This window comes from Haemophilus parainfluenzae (genome assembly GCF_014931375.1).
In the GTDB taxonomy this organism is placed as follows: Bacteria; Pseudomonadota; Gammaproteobacteria; order Enterobacterales; family Pasteurellaceae; genus Haemophilus_D.
This window is the reverse complement of the sequence record NZ_CP063117.1, coordinates 1-17748: the sequence shown is the minus strand read 5'-3', so window position 1 is coordinate 17748 and position 17748 is coordinate 1. Positions and strand designations below refer to the sequence as shown.

The 17748-nt window shown below is 40.0% G+C and carries 20 protein-coding genes; 12 read left to right on the top strand and 8 right to left on the bottom strand.

Translation table 11 applies throughout. From position 1 onward, the window contains the following. Positions 1–4 precede the first annotated feature (4 nt). Positions 5–724, top strand: a complete 720-nt coding sequence (locus INP95_RS00100; RefSeq protein WP_197560657.1) for a DUF554 domain-containing protein — start codon at positions 5–7, stop codon at positions 722–724. A gap of 21 nt (positions 725–745) precedes the next feature. Here INP95_RS00100 and mutM read toward each other — a convergent pair whose 3' ends face one another. From mutM to radC, 4 genes are all read right to left on the bottom strand, one after another. Next, entirely contained in the window at positions 746–1561 is an 816-nt protein-coding gene (gene mutM, locus INP95_RS00095; RefSeq protein ID WP_197560656.1) for a DNA-formamidopyrimidine glycosylase, read from the bottom strand. A gap of 72 nt (positions 1562–1633) precedes the next feature. Continuing rightward, positions 1634–1804, bottom strand: a complete 171-nt coding sequence (gene rpmG, locus INP95_RS00090) for a 50S ribosomal protein L33 (RefSeq protein WP_005613503.1) — start codon at positions 1802–1804, stop codon at positions 1634–1636. An 11-nt stretch (positions 1805–1815) separates the two neighbouring features. Further along, a complete protein-coding gene (rpmB, locus tag INP95_RS00085) occupies positions 1816–2052 on the bottom strand; it encodes a 50S ribosomal protein L28 (protein WP_005599762.1) in 237 nt (78 codons plus the stop codon). 218 nt (positions 2053–2270) lie between these two features. Next, positions 2271–2936 carry a RadC family protein gene (gene radC, locus INP95_RS00080; RefSeq protein WP_197561016.1) on the bottom strand — a complete coding sequence of 222 codons (666 nt, stop codon included), beginning with the start codon at positions 2934–2936 and terminating at the stop codon, positions 2271–2273. A 201-nt stretch (positions 2937–3137) separates the two neighbouring features. Here radC and coaBC point away from each other — a divergent pair, with 201 nt between their 5' ends. From coaBC to crp, 5 genes are all read left to right on the top strand, one after another. After that, entirely contained in the window at positions 3138–4340 is a 1203-nt protein-coding gene (gene coaBC, locus INP95_RS00075; RefSeq protein WP_197560655.1) for a bifunctional phosphopantothenoylcysteine decarboxylase/phosphopantothenate--cysteine ligase CoaBC, read from the top strand. A 73-nt stretch (positions 4341–4413) separates the two neighbouring features. After that, entirely contained in the window at positions 4414–4869 is a 456-nt protein-coding gene (gene dut, locus INP95_RS00070; RefSeq protein WP_197560654.1) for a dUTP diphosphatase, read from the top strand. 3 nt (positions 4870–4872) lie between these two features. Then, positions 4873–5526: a nucleoid occlusion factor SlmA gene (gene slmA, locus INP95_RS00065; RefSeq protein WP_005698358.1), complete on the top strand. Its 654-nt coding sequence runs from the start codon at positions 4873–4875 to the stop codon at positions 5524–5526. A 21-nt stretch (positions 5527–5547) separates the two neighbouring features. Next, positions 5548–5766: a YheU family protein gene (locus INP95_RS00060; RefSeq protein WP_005695554.1), complete on the top strand. Its 219-nt coding sequence runs from the start codon at positions 5548–5550 to the stop codon at positions 5764–5766. Positions 5767–5782: 16 nt separating this feature from the next. Further along, the gene (crp, locus tag INP95_RS00055) at positions 5783–6451 is read left to right on the top strand and encodes a cAMP-activated global transcriptional regulator CRP (protein ID WP_014064026.1); all 669 of its coding nucleotides are present in this window, start codon (positions 5783–5785) and stop codon (positions 6449–6451) included. A 508-nt stretch (positions 6452–6959) separates the two neighbouring features. Here crp and nagE read toward each other — a convergent pair. Beyond that, a complete protein-coding gene (gene nagE / locus INP95_RS00050) occupies positions 6960–8426 on the bottom strand; it encodes an N-acetylglucosamine-specific PTS transporter subunit IIBC (RefSeq protein WP_014064025.1) in 1467 nt (488 codons plus the stop codon). Positions 8427–8653: 227 nt separating this feature from the next. Between nagE and INP95_RS00045 the strand changes: the two genes are divergently transcribed. The 6 genes from INP95_RS00045 to nagA all read left to right on the top strand — a co-directional run bounded on the left by INP95_RS00045 (position 8654) and on the right by nagA (position 14118). Next, positions 8654–9343, top strand: a complete 690-nt coding sequence (locus INP95_RS00045; RefSeq protein WP_197560653.1) for an N-acetylmannosamine-6-phosphate 2-epimerase — start codon at positions 8654–8656, stop codon at positions 9341–9343. A gap of 11 nt (positions 9344–9354) precedes the next feature. After that, complete coding sequence (locus INP95_RS00040) at positions 9355–10293, top strand: N-acetylmannosamine kinase (RefSeq protein ID WP_197560652.1); 939 nt, start codon at positions 9355–9357, stop codon at positions 10291–10293. Next, complete coding sequence (locus INP95_RS00035; RefSeq protein WP_197560651.1) at positions 10286–11152, top strand: MurR/RpiR family transcriptional regulator; 867 nt, start codon at positions 10286–10288, stop codon at positions 11150–11152. The genes INP95_RS00040 and INP95_RS00035 overlap by 8 nt, the downstream gene beginning before the upstream one ends. Before the next feature lie 9 nt (positions 11153–11161). Then, on the top strand, positions 11162–12040 hold the full coding sequence (gene nanA / locus INP95_RS00030; protein ID WP_049367080.1) for an N-acetylneuraminate lyase: 879 nt from the start codon (positions 11162–11164) through the stop codon (positions 12038–12040). Positions 12041–12132: 92 nt separating this feature from the next. Further along, positions 12133–12936, top strand: coding sequence for a glucosamine-6-phosphate deaminase (nagB, locus tag INP95_RS00025; protein WP_197560650.1), 804 nt, complete (start codon positions 12133–12135; stop codon positions 12934–12936). Positions 12937–12972: 36 nt separating this feature from the next. After that, positions 12973–14118, top strand: a complete 1146-nt coding sequence (nagA, locus tag INP95_RS00020; protein WP_197561015.1) for an N-acetylglucosamine-6-phosphate deacetylase — start codon at positions 12973–12975, stop codon at positions 14116–14118. A gap of 63 nt (positions 14119–14181) precedes the next feature. Here the strand turns inward: nagA and recF are convergent, their stop codons facing one another. The 3 genes from recF to dnaA are packed head-to-tail and all read right to left on the bottom strand — an operon-like array spanning position 14182 to position 17748. Further along, entirely contained in the window at positions 14182–15264 is a 1083-nt protein-coding gene (gene recF / locus INP95_RS00015) for a DNA replication/repair protein RecF (protein WP_049385033.1), read from the bottom strand. A gap of 5 nt (positions 15265–15269) precedes the next feature. After that, a complete protein-coding gene (gene dnaN / locus INP95_RS00010; protein ID WP_014064018.1) occupies positions 15270–16370 on the bottom strand; it encodes a DNA polymerase III subunit beta in 1101 nt (366 codons plus the stop codon). A gap of 10 nt (positions 16371–16380) precedes the next feature. Continuing rightward, positions 16381–17748, bottom strand: coding sequence for a chromosomal replication initiator protein DnaA (gene dnaA, locus INP95_RS00005; RefSeq protein ID WP_197560649.1), 1368 nt, complete (start codon positions 17746–17748; stop codon positions 16381–16383).

The window sequence follows — 17748 nt, the reverse complement described above, 5'->3', positions numbered from 1 at the left end:
GAATATGATTATCGGACCTTATATTAATGCACTGGCGATTATCAGTGGCGCAGTTATTGGGGCAGCACTCGGTGGGCGCATCCCAGAGCGTTTACGCACTAATCTAACCTTAATCTTTGGTTTGTGTTCCATGGGCATGGGTATTGTGATGGTGGCGAAAACCACCAATATGCCGGCAATGATTTTATCGGTGTTATTAGGGACGATAATCGGGGAATTGCTTTTATTAGAACACGGGATCAATAAGCTCGCATCATCAGCCAAAGGCCTTGTTGAAAAGATGTTCCCTGATACACCAAGTAGCATGCATAGCCAAGAAGAGTTCTTGTCTAAATTTGTTGCGATTGTGATTTTATTTTCATTTAGTGGAACAGGTATTTTCGGGGCGATGAATGAGGGGATGAGTGGTAATTTTGATATCCTCATTGTGAAATCCTTTTTAGATTTTTTCACGGCGATGATCTTTGCCACATCACTCGGCATTTCTGTGGCAAGTATTTTTGTGCCACAAACATTGGTTCAAGTGATCTTAGCTTATTCTGCGGTATTCATTATTCCTTTCGTGACACCTGAAATGCGAGGTGATTTTGCTGCGGTAGGCGGTATGCTAATGATAGCTGCAGGCTTTCGCATTTGTAATATCCAAATGTTCCATGTGGCGAATATGCTGCCGGCTCTTTTCCTCGCTATGCCGATTTCTCATTTCTGGAGTACCTTTTTCTAAAACAATAGGCGTGTATCACGCCTATTTCTTTTTCTGACAATGAGGGCAATAAAAGCTATTGCGTTGCCCAATAATCATGCTTTCAATCTTTGTGCCACATTTTGGACAAGGTTTATCTTTGTTTCCGTACACTAACAATTCCTGCGCAAAATAACCAGGACGGCCATCGGGTTGTAAGAAATCTTTTAATGTTGTTCCACCTTGTGTAATAGCTTTCGCTAATACGTTTTTAATTGTTTCAACGAGTAAGGCGCATTGGTTCCGCGTGAGATTTTCGGCTAATTTCATTGGGTGTAAACCACATAAAAAGAGTGTTTCATTGGCATAAATATTTCCTACGCCCACGACGACAGCATTATCCATTAAAAAGGTTTTAAGTGCGGTCGATTTTTTGCGTGATTTTTTAAAAAGGTATTCCGCATTAAATTCATCAGAAAGTGGTTCTGGACCAAGTTTTAGAAAAAGATGAAAGTCACCTAAGCTTTCCGTCCATAACCATGCACCGAAGCGTCTCGGGTCGTTATAACGCAGTAATTTGTCATTATTCATTACAATATCAAGGTGATCGTGTTTATCAATAGGACTATCGTGCGGCACAATTCGAACAGAGCCAGACATGCCTAAATGGCTAATGATATAACCTTTTTCAGTATGAATAATGAGGTATTTCGCACGGCGAGAAGTATCTAAAATTTTGACGTTTTTGAGCGTTGTTAATTCAGGAGAGACAACCCAGCGTAATTGTGGTTGACGGACTACAATTTTTTCAATGGTAAAACCTTTTAAATAGGGACTGACACCGCGTAGGGCTGTTTCGACTTCAGGAAGTTCAGGCATAGATAATCTCGGTAATGAATTTGTGATATAAAAAAACCCGAACAATGTCGGGCTTTTTTCAAATCAGCAAAATTATTTGATTTTTGCTTCTTTATAGATAACGTGTTTACGCACTACTGGATCAAATTTTTTGATTTCCATTTTTTCAGGCATATTACGTTTGTTTTTATCAGTTGTGTAGAAGTGACCAGTCTCTGCTGTAGAAACTAAACGGATTTTCTCACGAGCGCCTTTAGCTGCCATGTTTTAGCTCCTTAGATTTTTTCGCCACGAGCACGGATTTCAGCTAACACTGCATCAATGCCTTTTTTATCGATAATACGCATACCTTTCGCAGTTAAACGTAAGGTCACGAAACGGTTTTCACTTTCAACCCAGAAACGGTGAGTGTGAAGGTTTGGAAGAAAACGACGACGTGTCGCATTCAACGCGTGTGAGCGGTTGTTACCCACAGCTGGACGCTTGCCTGTTACTTGACAAACTCTAGACATAATAATCTCCAATAATTTAAATATAAGCTCGAGCTTATGGTTCGGATAATGAAGCTTAAAACTAAGCTTGCTTCCTCGTCAGGTCGCAGTATCCGACCCACTTACTATATTAAAGGTCGCAAATTATACTGACTTTATTTTCATTTCTCAAGTCCAAAAGCGATTTTTCCGTCTTTAAATGGAAATGAACGATAAAAAAATCATCAAATTCCCTAAAACTATAACAGATTATGTTCAGCAAAAGAATAACAAGTCCCTTTGCCGACAATAAAATGATCCAAAATACGAATGTCCATTAACTCAGCAGCTTCAATAATTTTTTGTGTGATCATTTTGTCGGAATAGCTCGGTTCTGCTAGGCCAGAAGGGTGGTTGTGAGCCAAAATTAAGGCGGCTGCATTGCAGTAAAGGCTTTCTTTGATGATTTCTCGTGGATAAACATTCGTTACATTAATTGTGCCTAAAAATAACCGCTCTTTTTTAATCAAACGATGTTGATTATCTAGAAATAACACCATAAAAATTTCACGTTCTTCGTGATGAAGCTCCGCTTGAAGATAAAGCTTTACCGTAGATGTGTCGCTAAATACATGCTCTATCAGTAATTCTTGCTTCAGATACCGCTTTGTCATTTCTGTGGTGGCTTGTAGTTGAATAAACTGCGTAATGCCTAATCCTTTTACTTTGCAAAAGGCTTCTTTATCTGCACTTAATAAGGCTCGAAGGGAACCAAAATATTGCAGCACGCTATGTGATAATTCCATGACAGGGCAACCTTTAATCCCTGTTCGTAGAAAAATAGCAAGTAATTCGTGATCTTCTAGGGCTTCAACGCCGTATTCCAATAATTTTTCACGAGGCATTAAAGGAGAGTTTGTCTGCATATTAATTAATGAAAAGAAAAAAGTGCGGTCAATTTTCATGATGTTTTCAATCTTTGCGACTTATCTGTTTTATTTTTGGAATCGCGATCGCAAAAATAAAATTTTTTATTGGCGAAATTTGAAGTAAAATAGGCGACCTTAAGTTGTTAAGTACTAACACACAAAACATATCCATTCTATTAAGTCGTAGCGGAGTAGCAAATGAGCTTGAGCGGAAAGCGTATTGTTGTCGGGATTACAGGAGGCATTGCCGCCTATAAAACCATTGAGTTTATTCGTTTATTACGCAAATCTAACGCAGAAGTTCGAGTGGCTTTAACGCCAGCCGCCGCTGAATTTGTCACACCTTTAACGCTACAAGCCATTTCGGGTAATGCGGTTTCTCAATCTTTACTTGATCCACAAGCTGAATTAGCCATGGGACATATTGAGCTGGCCAAATGGGCTGATGCGATTGTGATTGCGCCAGCCAGTGCCGATTTTATTGCGCGTTTAACCGTTGGAATGGCAAATGATTTACTCAGTACGATTTGTCTCGCGACAAGTGCACCTATTTTGCTCGCACCGGCTATGAATCAGCAAATGTACCGCCAGGCGATTACACAACAAAATTTGACCGCCCTTTCTGCGCGAGGTATTCATTTTGTTGGGCCAAATAGTGGCTTTCAAGCTTGTGGTGATGTGGGCGCAGGCAGAATGTCTGAGCCCGCTGAAATTTTCGAATCACTTCAATCACTTTTTGCTATCCAACAAGATTTAGTAGATTTAAGTGTCACTATTACAGCTGGTCCGACGCGTGAAGCTATCGATCCGGTTCGTTATATTTCTAATCACAGCTCAGGTAAAATGGGCTTTGCAATTGCCGAGGCCTTTGCAAAACGTGGGGCAAATGTTACCTTAATTGCGGGGCCTGTTAATCTGGCTACACCGAAAAATGTTCATCGTATTGATGTGACAACTGCCCATGAAATGTGGCAAGCCTCCCTTGAAAGTGCGGTCAAAAATAGCATCTTTATTGGCTGTGCTGCGGTGGCTGATTATCGAGTTGCGGAAGTTGCCGATCAAAAAATTAAGAAAACCAATGATAACGATGAGCTTTCTCTTAAATTGGTGAAAAATCCAGACATTATCGCTAGTGTGGCTAGTTTAGAAAAAGATCGTCCATTTGTTGTGGGCTTTGCAGCTGAAACGCAAAATGTCGCTGAGTATGCGAAGAGCAAACTTCAACGCAAAAATTTAGATATGATTTGTGCGAATGATGTATCGGGTGGGCAAGTATTCGGACAAGACCAAAATGCTTTGCAGATCTTTTGGAAAATAGGCGAAAAAGCGTTGCCGTTAGCTGATAAAAATAAATTGGCAGAAGTGTTGGTCACCGAAATTGTTGAGCATTATCACAAATAAAATACGTTCAAAATTCGTTGGATTTTGTGACCGCACTTTTGTATGACAGATTTCTTTTAAAGGATAAATAAGCATGAAAAAAATTGATGTAAAAATTTTAGATAGCCGTATTGGCAACGAATTTCCTTTACCAACCTATGCAACCGAAGGTTCAGCAGGTTTGGATTTACGTGCATTGCTTGAAGAGGGCATTGAAATTCAGCCAGGCGAAACCAAACTTATCCCAACAGGCCTTTCAATTTATATTGCCGATCCGAACCTTGCAGCAGTGATTCTGCCTCGTTCGGGTTTAGGTCATAAACATGGTATCGTATTAGGTAACTTAGTGGGCTTAATTGATTCAGATTACCTAGGTCCATTAATGGTGTCTGTATGGAATCGTGGCCATGAACCGTTCAAAATTGAAGTTGGTGATCGTATTGCGCAATTAGTCTTTGTGCCAGTAGTACAAGCTGAATTCAATATTGTTAGTGAATTTACCGAAACTGAACGCGGTGAGGGCGGTTTTGGTCATTCAGGTAAAAAATAGACTATGGTAGAACAATTATCTCTCGTAGAAGTTGATGAGATTGCCGCGGAAATCAAACCGCCAAAAATCGAAAAACGCACGGTAAAAGAACGTCGGCAACAAGTGTTGACGGTGCTTACCCATATGTTGCATTCTGAACGCGGAATGGAGCGTATGACAACAGCGCGTTTAGCGGAAGAAGTAGGGGTGTCAGAAGCGGCACTTTATCGTTACTTCCCAAGTAAAACTAAAATGTTTGAAGCGTTGATCGATAATATTGAAGCGAATTTATTTAGCCGTATCACCACATCAATTCGTAATGAAACCAATACGATGAATCGAGTGCGTGACATTATGCAGATGATCCTCGACTTTGCGCGTAAAAATCCTGGTTTGACACGCATTTTGACCGGACATGCCTTGATGTTTGAAGAGCCTCTTTTACAGGCTCGTGTTGCGCAATTTTTCGATCGTCTTGAAATGCAATTTGTGAATATTTTACAAATGCGAAAATTACGCGAAGGGCGGGGTTTTAATGTCGATGAACGTATTATTGCAGGGCATTTAGTGACGCTTTGTGAAGGGCAGTTTATGCGTTATGTCCGCACAAACTTCCGTTTAGGCGCAAATCAAAGTTTTGAACAGCAATGGCGTTTTCTAGAACCGCTTTTTGCTTAATTGACTTTAGTTGATAAATATATGATTATTCCGTGGCAAGAATTGCCAACAGAAACCTTAGAAAATATTGTGGAAAGTGTGGTACTTAGAGAAGGTACTGATTATGGTTCACACGAATTTTCGTTAGAACAAAAAAAACAACACCTACTAAACAAGATTCACAATGGAAGTGCAGTGATTGTTTGGTCAGAATTACATGAATCCATTGATATCAAAGATAAAATGGAATTTCTAAAATGAATCAATAGGAGCTTATATGTCAGAAGATGTAGAATTACTTGAAGAACAAAAGTTACAAGACGATGATCAGCAACGCGATCCTGCTCTGGATTGGTTCCTAACTCACTGTCATTTACATAAATATCCGGCAAAATCGACTTTAATCCATGCAGGAGAAGATGCCAATATTTTATATTTCTTAATTAAAGGAACGGTGATGGTTTCATCGAAAGATGATGAAGGCAAAGAGATGATTTTATCTTATTTAGGTGCCGGACAATTTTTTGGTGAGGCGGGTTTATTTGACGAAGGTTCGAAACGTTCTGCTTGGGTGAAAACGAAAACTCCTTGTGAAATTGCAGAAATTTCCTATAAAAAATATCGTCAGCTTATTCAAATTAATCCTGAGATTTTAATGTTCCTTACTTCTCAGTTATCAAAACGCTTGCAGAATACATCTCGACAAGTGACTAACTTGGCCTTTTTAGATGTGGCAGGCCGTATTGCTCAGGCGCTTATGCATCTAGCAAAACAACCTGAAGCCATGACTCATCCTGATGGTATGCAAATTAAAATTACGCGTCAGGAAATCGGTCAAATGGTGGGCTGTTCACGTGAAACCGTAGGGCGAATAATTAAGATGCTGGAAGATCAAAATTTAATTCATGCGCACGGTAAAACCATTGTGGTTTACGGCACTCGATAGCAAAAATAACCGTCTTTAATAAGACGGTTATTTTGTTTTTGTTACATTGATGTGATAGTTGAAATGCCTTTGTTAATTTTTATACGAAAAGCGAAAAAATACTTCTTTTAGTGCAATATCTTAATTGACAAAATAGCGGAAGGCTTCTATCATACCACTGCCTTCCAATGTAGTTTCTTTGGAAGTCAGGATTGGTCTCCTGAATATATAAGTGGCTTTTAAAAGATTCTGAATCTTTTAATTTTATATCGCAGACTGGAACCCCAGAGATGCTTTAAATCTATGGTGGGCTAGGTAGAAATCCCGCAGGGATGCGATGCAGTAAGCCACTTGCTGTTAAGACCAATTCTGCTTAGTTCCACCACCCTTCAAAATAATTTCTAATTTTTAGATATTCATTTAATTCAACTCGAGAAAGAAATTCTCAGCTAAAGTGCGGTCATTTTTACTTTTTTGTTGGCAAAAAAATACCGACCCATTTCTGAGTCAGTATTTCATTTGGTGTGTGTTATTTCACTTTTTGTTTCATGGCTTCTGCTACAAGTTCAGCTTCAGGGCCGAGAACCACTTGTAAGCCATCGTTACCAATTTTCACGATACCTTTTGCGCCAAGAGACTTAAGCTGTTCTTCATTAATTTTGTGTTGGTCCACTAAGCTTAAACGTAAGCGAGTGATACAAGCATCAATATTTTTGAAGTTATCAGCACCACCTAAAGCATCAATAAATTTGACAGCTCTTTCTTCGCGAGATTGGCTCGCTGCTGGTTGTGCTGCAGTGGTTTCTTCTGCTTCTTCTGTACGACCTAATGTTTTTAAGTTGAAAGCTTTAATTGCAAAACGGAATACTGCATAGTAAATCACGAAGAATACTAAGCCTTGTACGATTAGCATATACCATTCAACGGCTAATGGGTTGCGTGATGAAAGCACCATATCCACGAGACCCGCACTGAAACCGAAGCCTGCGATCCAATGCATTGTTGCTGCGATAAAGACAGAAATACCAGTTAATACTGCGTGGATGAAGTAAAGCACTGGCGCAACAAACATGAAAGAGAATTCTAATGGTTCAGTGATACCAGTGAAGAATGAGGCAAACGCACCCGCAAGCATGATTGATGCCACTTTAGTTCTTTGGCTTGGTTTAGCGCTGAGATAAATCGCTAATGCGGCACCCGGTAAACCGAACATCATGACAGGGAAGAAACCTGCTTGATACATACCGGTTACACCAACCGTTGCAGTGCCTTCAGCAAGTGATTTCGCACCACCTAAGAAGTTTGGAATGTCATTGATGCCTGCAACGTCAAACCAGAATACTGAGTTCAATGCGTGGTGTAAGCCAACAGGAATGAGTAAGCGGTTGAAGAAACCGTAAAGACCTGCACCAACAGCGCCTAAGTCTTTAATACTTTCACCGAATGACACTAAACCGCCGAAAATATATGGCCAGATGTAAAGCAATACGAAGCTGATGAACATCATGACAAAAGAAACAACGATTGGCACAAGGCGTTTTCCGCTAAAGAAGGAAAGCGCTTTTGGCAATTCTACTTGATAGAAGCGATTGTAAAGTTCAGCTGAAATCACCCCGATCAAAATCCCAATAAATTGGTTATTGATTTTCCCGAAGGCGGCTGGCACTTCACTTACATCAATATGTTGTAGCTGAGCAACACTGCCAGGTGAAAGTAGAGTGGTTACCACATAGTAACCCACTAAACCTGAAAGTGCAGCGGAACCATGTTTGTCCTTAGATAAACCGAAAGCAACGCCAACGGCAAAAAGCAGGCCCATGTTATCGATGATAGCACCGCCTGATTTAATTAAAAATGCAGCAAGTTGACTGTTAGCTCCCCAGCCATCTGGGTCAAGCCAATAACCAATCCCCATTAGTACAGCCGCTGCTGGTAAGACAGCAACAGGTACCATTAAGGCTTGCCCAATTTTTTGCGCATAACCTAACACATTCATTTTTTTCTCCTATATTATAGTAATGAAGTATTACTTCATATTCTAAAGTAAAAAAAAATATTTTGTATAAATGTGGCAACTTTATCTCAAAATTGAGAAGCCGATCACAAATTTTGAAATTGTACTTCAAAAAATATTTTTTTATGGTGCAAGTTTTACTATGTTTTACTATAATGGCCAGAAAGCCAAAAGGAAACCAGGTGTTACTGTCTAATGTAGGAGTTTATATGTCGAAATTATCACATAATGAAGTCTTAGATAAAATCAAATTTGGTCTTATTGCTTCTTGTCAGCCTGTCGATGACGGCCCGATGGATAAACCAGAAATCGTGGCAGCCATGGCACAGGCTTCTGTCACTGGTGGAGCCGCCGGATTGCGTATCGAGGGCATAGAAAATCTTAAAGCAACACGCCCTACTGTGAATGTACCGATTATTGGTATTGTGAAACGTGATTTACCTGACAGCCCTGTACGAATTACCCCGTTTTTGCATGATATTGAAGATTTAGCGAAAGCCGGTGCAGATATTATCGCCGTGGATGGTACGAATCGCCCTAGACCGGTAGATATTGAAAGTGCGGTCAAAAAAATCCACGAATTAGGCTGTTTGGCCATGGCGGATTGTTCGAATTTAGAAGAAGGCTTGTACTGTCAAAAACTGGGTTTTGATATCGTGGGCAGTACGATGTCTGGCTACACAGGTGGTAGTGTGCCGGAGGAGCCTGATTATCAATTAGTTAAAGATTTGAAAGCTGCAGGCTGTCGAGTCATGGCGGAAGGACGTTATAACACCCCTGAGTTGGCGAAAACAGCAATTGAAATTGGTGCTTATTGTGTGACAGTTGGTTCTGCATTAACGCGTTTAGAGCATATCGTAAGTTGGTTTACCGAAGCCATTCATTCAGCGAAAAAATAAAGGAAGAAGATATGTCATTAACAGTGGATAGTGGTCAGACATTACAGCGTTGTTTGGCATTAGATATTGGTGGCACGAAAATCGCTTCTGCTATAGTGAAAAATGGTGAAATTCAACACCGAAAACAGATTTCCACGCCACAAGATGATGCTGCGCAAGCGATGCATCAAACCCTTGCTCAGTTGGTAAAAGAATATGAAGGGCAGTTTGATTATGTCGCCGTTGCTTCAACGGGCATTATTAATCAAGGCATTCTGACCGCACTTAATCCTAAAAACCTGGGTGGATTAGCCCAATTCCCATTAAAAGACAGCATTGCACAGCATACTGATAAACCGATTGGTTTACTTAATGATGTGCAAGCGGCAGCCTATGCAGAGTATCAACTACAAAATCCTAATGATGTTCAAAACTTTACCTTTATTACTGTTTCCACAGGCGTAGGGGGCGGTTTAATTTTAAATCATCGTTTACTTACTGAGCCAAACGGTATTGCGGGGCATATAGGCCATACTTTGGCCGATCCTAATGGTCCCATTTGCGGTTGTGGTCGCCGTGGCTGCGTCGAAGCCATTGCATCAGGTCGCGCGATTGAAGCGGTTTCTTCTCAATGGGATGATCCTTGTGATCCAAAAGAAGTCTTTGTGCGTTTCCGCCAAAATGATGAAAAAGCAACCGCACTTGTGACTCGTTCAGCACAAGCCATTGCAAATTTAATTGCGGATTTGAAGATTGGATTAGACATGCAAAAAGTCGTGGTTGGCGGTAGCGTAGGATTGGCAGAAGGCTATTTACCGTTAGTTCAATCTTTATTAAGTGAACTTCCCGCTGTTTATCACTGCGAATTAGAAAGCGCTCAATTTGGACAAGATGCAGGCTTGATTGGCGCGGCTTACTGGGTAAAAGATTGCTTATTACAAGCAAAAAATACGGGAGTGGTTTATGGCTAAAAACGGCAATATTTTAAATACCATTAGCTCGTTGTATCGTAGTTTAACGAAGACTGAAAAGAAAATTGCGGATGCGATTTTATTAAATCCCGATCTTGCGGTGCAAGCTCCTTTAGCTGAAATTGCCGCCCATTTAGAAGTGGGGGAGGCGACCTTTGTGCGTTTTTGCCGTACTCTCGGCTTTAAAGGCTTCAGTGATTTTAAATTGGAATTATCCATCGAGCTTGCCACAAAAGATGGCAAAGATAACACCGTATTAGATTCAGATATTACCGATTCTGACAACTCATTGAATATTGCACATAAACTGAAATCTGCCATCAATAACGTGATGGATGAAACCATTAATTTATTAGATTTTGAGCAGTTGGAAGAAGCAGTAAAAGCCATTCAGCAAGCAAATCGAGTCTTTTTATTTGGTGTGGGTACATCAGGTATTACCGCGGAAGATGCCAAAAATAAATTGATGCGTATCGGTGTGCAAGTAGATGCCACGGGTAACAACCATTTTATGTATATGCAGGCATTGTTATTGACGAAAAAAGATGTGGCAATTGGTTTGAGCCATTCCGGTTATTCTCAAGAAACCACTCATACCATGAAAATTGCCAAAGAAAACGGTGCCAAAACCATTGCGATTACGCACAGTTTGCGTTCACCCATCACAGAATATGCCGATCTTGTTTTAGTAAATGGGAATAAGCAAGGCAAGTTGCAAGGCGACTCTATCGGCACGAAGATTGCCCAATTATTCGTATTAGATTTGATTTACGCTTTATTAGTACAGGCATCACAGGAAAGTGCAGTCAAAATAAAGCAAAAAACATTAAATGTCATTTTAGAACAACGTATCAAATAGGAGAGAAAAATGCGTAACTTAAAAGGTATTTTTAGTGCGTTATTAGTATCATTCAATGAAGATGGCTCTATCAATGAAAAAGGTTTGCGTGAAATCATTCGCTATAACATTGATAAGATGAAAATTGATGGTTTATATGTAGGCGGTTCAACAGGTGAAAACTTCATGCTTTCTACGGAAGAGAAAAAACAAATTTTCCGTATCGCGAAAGATGAAGCAAAAGACCAAGTCGCGCTAATCGCACAAGTGGGTAGTGTGAACTTACATGAAGCAGTGGAATTAGGTAAATATGCAACCGAATTAGGCTATGACAGTCTTTCTGCAGTAACCCCGTTCTACTATAAATTCAGCTTCCCTGAAATCAAACATTACTATGACACTATCATTGCTGAAACAGGCAATAACATGATCGTGTACTCAATTCCGTTCTTAACTGGCGTGAATATGGGGATTGAGCAATTCGGCGAACTTTATAAAAACCCGAAAGTGCTAGGTGTGAAATTTACCGCTGGGGATTTCTATCTATTGGAACGCTTGAAAAAAGCTTATCCAAATCACCTCATTTGGGCTGGTTTTGATGAAATGATGGTGCCGGCAGTATCTCTTGGTGTAGATGGTGCGATCGGCAGTACATTCAACGTAAATGGTGTGCGTGCAAGACAAATCTTTGAATTAACCAAACAAGGTAAATTGGCTGATGCGCTTCAAGTTCAACACGTGACCAATGACCTTATCGAAGGCATTTTAGCGAATGGCTTATATCTCACTATCAAAGAGTTATTGAAACTAGAGGGTGTGGATGCAGGTTATTGCCGTGAGCCAATGACAGCGAAAGCAACACCAGAGCAATTAGCAAAAGCAAAAGAGTTAAAAGCAAAATATTTATAAATTAATGGAAAAGTGACCGCACTTACTTCTTTCCTCTCTCTTCAATGGAGGGAGGAAAGAATGTCAGTGTTGTACGGATAAGGAAGGTTATTATGCGTCTCATTCCTCTGAACAATGAACAACAAGTCAGCCGTTGGGCGGCGCGTCATATTGCTGATCGAATTAATCATTTTAAACCTACAGCAGAACGTCCTTTTGTATTAGGTTTACCAACAGGTAGTACTCCACTTAAGACCTATCAAGAATTGATTAAATTAAATCAAGCGGGAGAAGTGAGTTTTAAACATGTGGTGACCTTTAATATGGATGAATATGTGGGCTTGCCAAAAGAACATCCAGAAAGCTATCACAGTTTTATGCATAATAATTTCTTCAATCATATTGATATTCAACCGCAAAATATCAATATTTTGAATGGTAATACCAATGACCATGATGGAGAATGTCGTCGTTATGAAGAAAAAATTAAATCTTACGGCAAAATTCATTTATTTATGGGGGGCGTAGGTGTTGATGGCCATATTGCCTTTAATGAACCTGCGTCTTCTTTAAGTTCGCGTACCCGTATAAAAACCTTAACGCCAGATACTATTATCGCGAATTCTCGTTTCTTTAATAACGATGTAAATCAAGTACCCAAATATGCTTTAACAATCGGTGTAGGGACATTACTTGATGCTGAAGAAGTGATGATTTTAGCTACGGGCCATAATAAAGCCTTAGCCGTGCAAGCAGCGGTAGAAGGCGGTATTAATCACCTTTGGACGGTAAGTGCCTTACAGCTCCATCGCCATTTTGTTTTAGTCTGTGATGAGCCTGCATTGCAAGAATTGAAAGTCAAAACAGTGAAATATTTTACTGAATTGGAAGGACGCGCGATTCATAGTGTGTTATAAGTGCGGTTAATTTTAATTTGATTTTAGGAAGGTATGATGAAGTATGCATTAATTAACAGCGTAATCTACACGAAAAATGAGGTGTTAAGAGATTATGCGGTGGTTATTAAAGGGGAATATATTCAATCCGTTATTCCACAAAGCGAATTAGAAAGTGGGATTAAAACCATTGATTTAAAAGGGCATAATCTCACAGCCGGCTTTATTGATCTGCAATTAAACGGCTGCGGTGGCGTGATGTTTAACGATCAAACAAGCGTAGAAACATTAGAAATCATGCAAGCCACGAACTTAAAATCAGGCTGTACCAGTTTCTTACCAACGTTTATTACTGCACCGGATGAAGATATCAAATACGCAGTAAATATCATGCGTGAGTATTTGAATAAGCATAAAAATCAAGCGCTTGGCTTACACATCGAAGGCCCTTATTTAAGTCTTGAGAAAAAAGGCGTGCATCGCCCAGAATATATCCGTGAAGCGACGCCAGAGATGAAAGATTTCTTATGTGATAATGCGGATGTTATCACCAAGCTTACCATTGCCGCTGAAAACCCAACCGTGCAATATATTCCTGATTTTGTGAAAGCAGGTATTATTGTGTCTATTGGGCATTCTAATGCGACTTATGAAGTAGCGAAAGCCGCTTTTCATAAAGGTGCGACTTTTGCGACTCACTTACACAATGCGATGTCGCCGATCAGCTCAGGACGTGCGATGGGCGTAGTTGGTGCAGTATTAGACTCCGATGTTTACACTGGCATTATTGTAGATGGCGTGCATGTGAATTTTGGTAATGTTCGTTTAGATAAGAAAGCGAAAGGTGATAAACTTTGTATTGTGACCGATTCTATTGCTGCTGCAGGTGCACCACCTGAATTGGAAACCTTCACTTTTGTAGGAAAACCGATTTATGTGAAAGACGGTCGTTGCTACGACGCAAATGGTACGATTGCAGGTGCATCAATTACCATGATGGAATCCATCAAAAATGCTGTGGAATATGTAGAGATTCCATTAGCAGAAGCAATTCGCATGAGTAACCTTTACCCTGCGAGAGCGATTGGCGTAGATGATCGTTTAGGCTCAGTTGAAGCTGGTAAGGTAGCAAACTTGGCGGTGTTCACAAAAGATTATGATGTGATTGGTACCGTATTGAATGGTGAATGGAAACCAAACTAAAGTGCGGTCAAAAATAGCATTGTTTTAAACGTAATCCGATCCTTAAACCGATCGGATTATTTTTTATGGTTGCAATTCGGTGATCTTACCGGTATCCACTTGGAACAATTTTCCTTTTTCCACTTGCATCTCTTTGAGTTGACCTTGAGTGATGGCAGTAACAAAGACTTGAGATCCACTTTGTTGCAAGCGTTCAGCTAGAAGCGCACGTTTATGTTGATCCAATTCAGAGGCAAAGTCATCAATTAAAAAGATACAATGACGTTGTTTTTGAATCATTAAGTGTTCACCTTGGGCTAAACGTAGCGCACACATCAATAATTTTAATTGCCCACGAGAGAGCACATCTTCCACGGGGAGCCCATTAGCTTTAAAGCGAAAATCGGCTTTTTGTGGACCTGAAACCGTATAGCCAATGGCTTTATCTCGCTCAAAGTTTTGCGCCAATAATTCTCCATATTCTGTCTCTTTCTCCCAGCCTTGATGAAAGCTCACAGTAATTTCTAATTCAGGTAAAAATAACTGGCAGGTTTTTTCGATCTCAGGACGTAAGGCTTCTGCATATTCAGCGCGCCAATCACTCACTTGATGGGCTAATTTAGCTAATTTAATGTCCCATATTTTTATTGCAGAATAAGGCTGGTTTTGACTGAGTGCGGCATTTCGTTGTTTTAATAAACGGTTTAAGGCAACCCAAGAGGAATGAAAGCTATTATGGTGGTGGAATAAACCCCAATCTAAAAATGCACGTCGAAAACTTGGCCCACCGTTTAATAGGGTAAGTCCTTCAGGCGTAATTAATTGCATGGGTAAAAGGTGAGCTAGATCGGCAATTTTATTGCCGTCTTCACCGTTTATTTTCGCAATGGTATTACCTTGACGAAGTTTTTGTAAGCCAACAGACCATTGATGTTGGCTTTCTTGTATTTGTCCAAAAAGCGTGAAATGAGGTTCGTCGTAAGAAATGATGCGATTTGCGACCGCACTTTTGAAAGAGCGTCCATGTCCTAGATAAAAAATTGCTTCTAATAAGCTCGTTTTTCCGCTGCCATTGTTGCCGACTAAAAAGTTAAAGCCGTGATCAAATTCAAGATCCACGGCATTTAAATTTCTAAATTTTTCAACAATTAAGCGGGAAATGGCCATTATTTCTAGAGGCGCATTGGCATAATGACGTATTCTGCGCTTGCATCTTCGCTGTTTTCAATTAAGCAGCTTGATGATGCATCAGTGAGGCGAATACGTACTTGTTGGCATTTTAAGGCGTTCAATACATCTAAAATGTAAGTCACATTAAAGCCCACTTCCATTTCTTCGCCTTGGTAATTTACATCCACAATTTCTTCTGCCACTTCGTGTTCTGGGTTAGATGCGGTAATTTTTAGTTGGTTTTCACTTAAGTTTAAACGCACGCTACGTACACGTTCATTTGAAAGGATAGATGCACGTACAAAGGCTTGTTTTAAAGTTTCCCAGTTACCTTCTACGATACGAGTTGCATTACGTGGTAATACACGACGGTAATCAGGGAAACGACCATCAATGAGTTTTGAGGTAAACACAATGTGGTTTAAGTGAATACGAAGATTATTCGTGCCGATTTGCAAACGAGCAAGTTCGTCACTGCTTTCTAATAAGCGGTTTAGTTCTAATACACCTTTACGAGGAAGAATAACTGAATGAGTTTGCAGATCTTGATCTAATTCGATCGTACAAACCGCAAGACGGTGACCGTCAGTTGCAACAGTACGTAATAAATTACCTTCGGTTTCAAATTTCATGCCGTTTAAGAAATAGCGGGCATCCTGGTTTGCCATTGAAAATTGAGTTGCTTCAATTAAGCGACGTAAGGTGCTTTGCGGTAAGGCAAAATCCACTTCAGATTGCCAATCCGTCAGATTTGGATATTCTTCAGCAGGTAGAGTAGTGAGGTTAAACTTACTGCGACCAGACTCTACAATGGCGCGATCTTCTTCAAAGGTAACGGTAATTTCAAATTCATCTGACAGTGTGCGGCAAATATCTAAGAATTTTTTAGCCGGAATGGTGAAAGCACCATCTGCCGTTGAAGATGACAGTTGCGTATAGCTAGAAAGCTCAACTTCAAGGTCTGTACCTGTAATCGTTAAACGGTTATCTTCAATTTGTAATAACACGTTATTTAATACAGGAATATTCGGACGGTTGCTTAATACGCCACAAACTTGCTGTAAGGGTTTTAGTAGATTTTCTCTTGAAATGCTAAATTGCATCATTGGCTCCTTATGCAGATAATGTGCGAATTAAATTCGCCCAATCTTCTTGAATACTGCTGTCTTTTTCACGGAATTTTGGCACTTCACGACAAGCATTTAAAACTGTCGTATGGTCGCGTTCAAAGGCACGACCAATTTCCGGTAAGCTTTTATTGGTTAATTCTTTTGCTAACGCCATCGCAACTTGGCGTGGGCGAGTGACTGATCTTGCTCTGCTTTTTGATTTTAAATCAGCCACTTTAATTCGATAGTATTCTGCCACGACTTTCTGAATATTTTCAATGGTTACCAAACGTTCTTGTAAGGCAAGAATATCTTTTAATGTGTCACGAACAAAATCAATATCAATGTGACCACCTTTGAAGTCTTGCATCGCTTTCACGCGGTTTAAGGCACCCTCTAATTCACGAACATTGGTGCGTAAGCGTTGGGCAATAAAGAATGCCACTTCTTCTGGTAGCTCCATATTATGTTCTTCTGCTTTTTTCAGCAAAATCGCAACACGAGTTTCCAAATCAGGTGGCTCAATCGCAGTGGTTAACCCCCAGCCGAAACGAGATTTTAGGCGTTCTTCAATTTTCTCAATTTCTTTTGGATAGCGGTCAGAGGTCAAAATAATTTGACGACCAGTTTCAAATAAACTATTGAAAATATGGAAAAACTCTTCTTGTGTTTTTTCTTTTTCTGCGAAGAATTGAATATCATCCACTAATAATGCATCAAGAGAACGATAGAATTTTTTGAATTGATCCATTTTATTATCACGCATTGCTTTTACCATGTGCTGCATAAAGTTATTAGCATGGATATAAAGCACGCGGGCATTCGGTTTATTCGCTAAAATGCCATTACCGATTGCGTGTAATAAGTGAGTTTTACCTAAACCTGTCCCCCCATATAAAAAGAATGGGTTTGCCGTTGGTTCACCAGGTGCAAGGGCAAGTTTTTGACCCACAGCACGAGCGAGTTGGTTTGATTTACCTTCAACAAAGTTTTCAAATAAATGTTTACGATTTAGGTGTGATTCAAATTTAGTCGGCACATCAGATTCTTGCTGAAAACTCACCGCACTTTCTTGATGATTAGTTGTTTGAGTTGAGGATGATTCAACAGCTTTTGGAGCCGGTTTTACCCCTTCTTTTACGATAATTTGTAAATTTGGATTTTTAGCAAGGGCTTGGCAAATTTGATGAATTTGGGCCAAGTAATGATTTTCTACCCAGCTTTTCACAAACATATTTGACGCATATAACACCACTTGATCTTGCGAGATGATATCCGCTTGTAATGGGCGTAACCATGTGCTGAGATCCATCGGGGAAACCTGATCTTGTAGTTGTGATAAGCAATCTTGCCATAGGGTAGAAAGGCTCAC

Excerpts from the sequence above, each read along its gene's own strand:
- nagE (WP_014064025.1), bottom strand. The coding sequence starts at position 8,426 with ATGAATGTGTTAGGTTATGCGCAAAAAATTGGGCAAGCCTTAATGGTA.
- INP95_RS00045 (WP_197560653.1), top strand. The coding sequence starts at position 8,654 with ATGTCGAAATTATCACATAATGAAGTCTTAGATAAAATCAAATTTGGT.
- crp (WP_014064026.1), top strand. The coding sequence starts at position 5,783 with ATGTCAGAAGATGTAGAATTACTTGAAGAACAAAAGTTACAAGACGAT.
- radC (WP_197561016.1), bottom strand. The coding sequence starts at position 2,936 with ATGCAGACAAACTCTCCTTTAATGCCTCGTGAAAAATTATTGGAATAC.
- rpmG (WP_005613503.1), bottom strand. The coding sequence starts at position 1,804 with ATGGCAGCTAAAGGCGCTCGTGAGAAAATCCGTTTAGTTTCTACAGCA.
- mutM (WP_197560656.1), bottom strand. The coding sequence starts at position 1,561 with ATGCCTGAACTTCCTGAAGTCGAAACAGCCCTACGCGGTGTCAGTCCC.
- nagA (WP_197561015.1), top strand. The coding sequence starts at position 12,973 with ATGAAGTATGCATTAATTAACAGCGTAATCTACACGAAAAATGAGGTG.
- slmA (WP_005698358.1), top strand. The coding sequence starts at position 4,873 with ATGGTAGAACAATTATCTCTCGTAGAAGTTGATGAGATTGCCGCGGAA.
- nagB (WP_197560650.1), top strand. The coding sequence starts at position 12,133 with ATGCGTCTCATTCCTCTGAACAATGAACAACAAGTCAGCCGTTGGGCG.
- rpmB (WP_005599762.1), bottom strand. The coding sequence starts at position 2,052 with ATGTCTAGAGTTTGTCAAGTAACAGGCAAGCGTCCAGCTGTGGGTAAC.
- INP95_RS00035 (WP_197560651.1), top strand. The coding sequence starts at position 10,286 with ATGGCTAAAAACGGCAATATTTTAAATACCATTAGCTCGTTGTATCGT.
- INP95_RS00100 (WP_197560657.1), top strand. The coding sequence starts at position 5 with ATGATTATCGGACCTTATATTAATGCACTGGCGATTATCAGTGGCGCA.
- INP95_RS00060 (WP_005695554.1), top strand. The coding sequence starts at position 5,548 with ATGATTATTCCGTGGCAAGAATTGCCAACAGAAACCTTAGAAAATATT.
- coaBC (WP_197560655.1), top strand. The coding sequence starts at position 3,138 with ATGAGCTTGAGCGGAAAGCGTATTGTTGTCGGGATTACAGGAGGCATT.
- recF (WP_049385033.1), bottom strand. The coding sequence starts at position 15,264 with ATGGCCATTTCCCGCTTAATTGTTGAAAAATTTAGAAATTTAAATGCC.
- dnaN (WP_014064018.1), bottom strand. The coding sequence starts at position 16,370 with ATGCAATTTAGCATTTCAAGAGAAAATCTACTAAAACCCTTACAGCAA.
- INP95_RS00040 (WP_197560652.1), top strand. The coding sequence starts at position 9,355 with ATGTCATTAACAGTGGATAGTGGTCAGACATTACAGCGTTGTTTGGCA.
- dut (WP_197560654.1), top strand. The coding sequence starts at position 4,414 with ATGAAAAAAATTGATGTAAAAATTTTAGATAGCCGTATTGGCAACGAA.
- nanA (WP_049367080.1), top strand. The coding sequence starts at position 11,162 with ATGCGTAACTTAAAAGGTATTTTTAGTGCGTTATTAGTATCATTCAAT.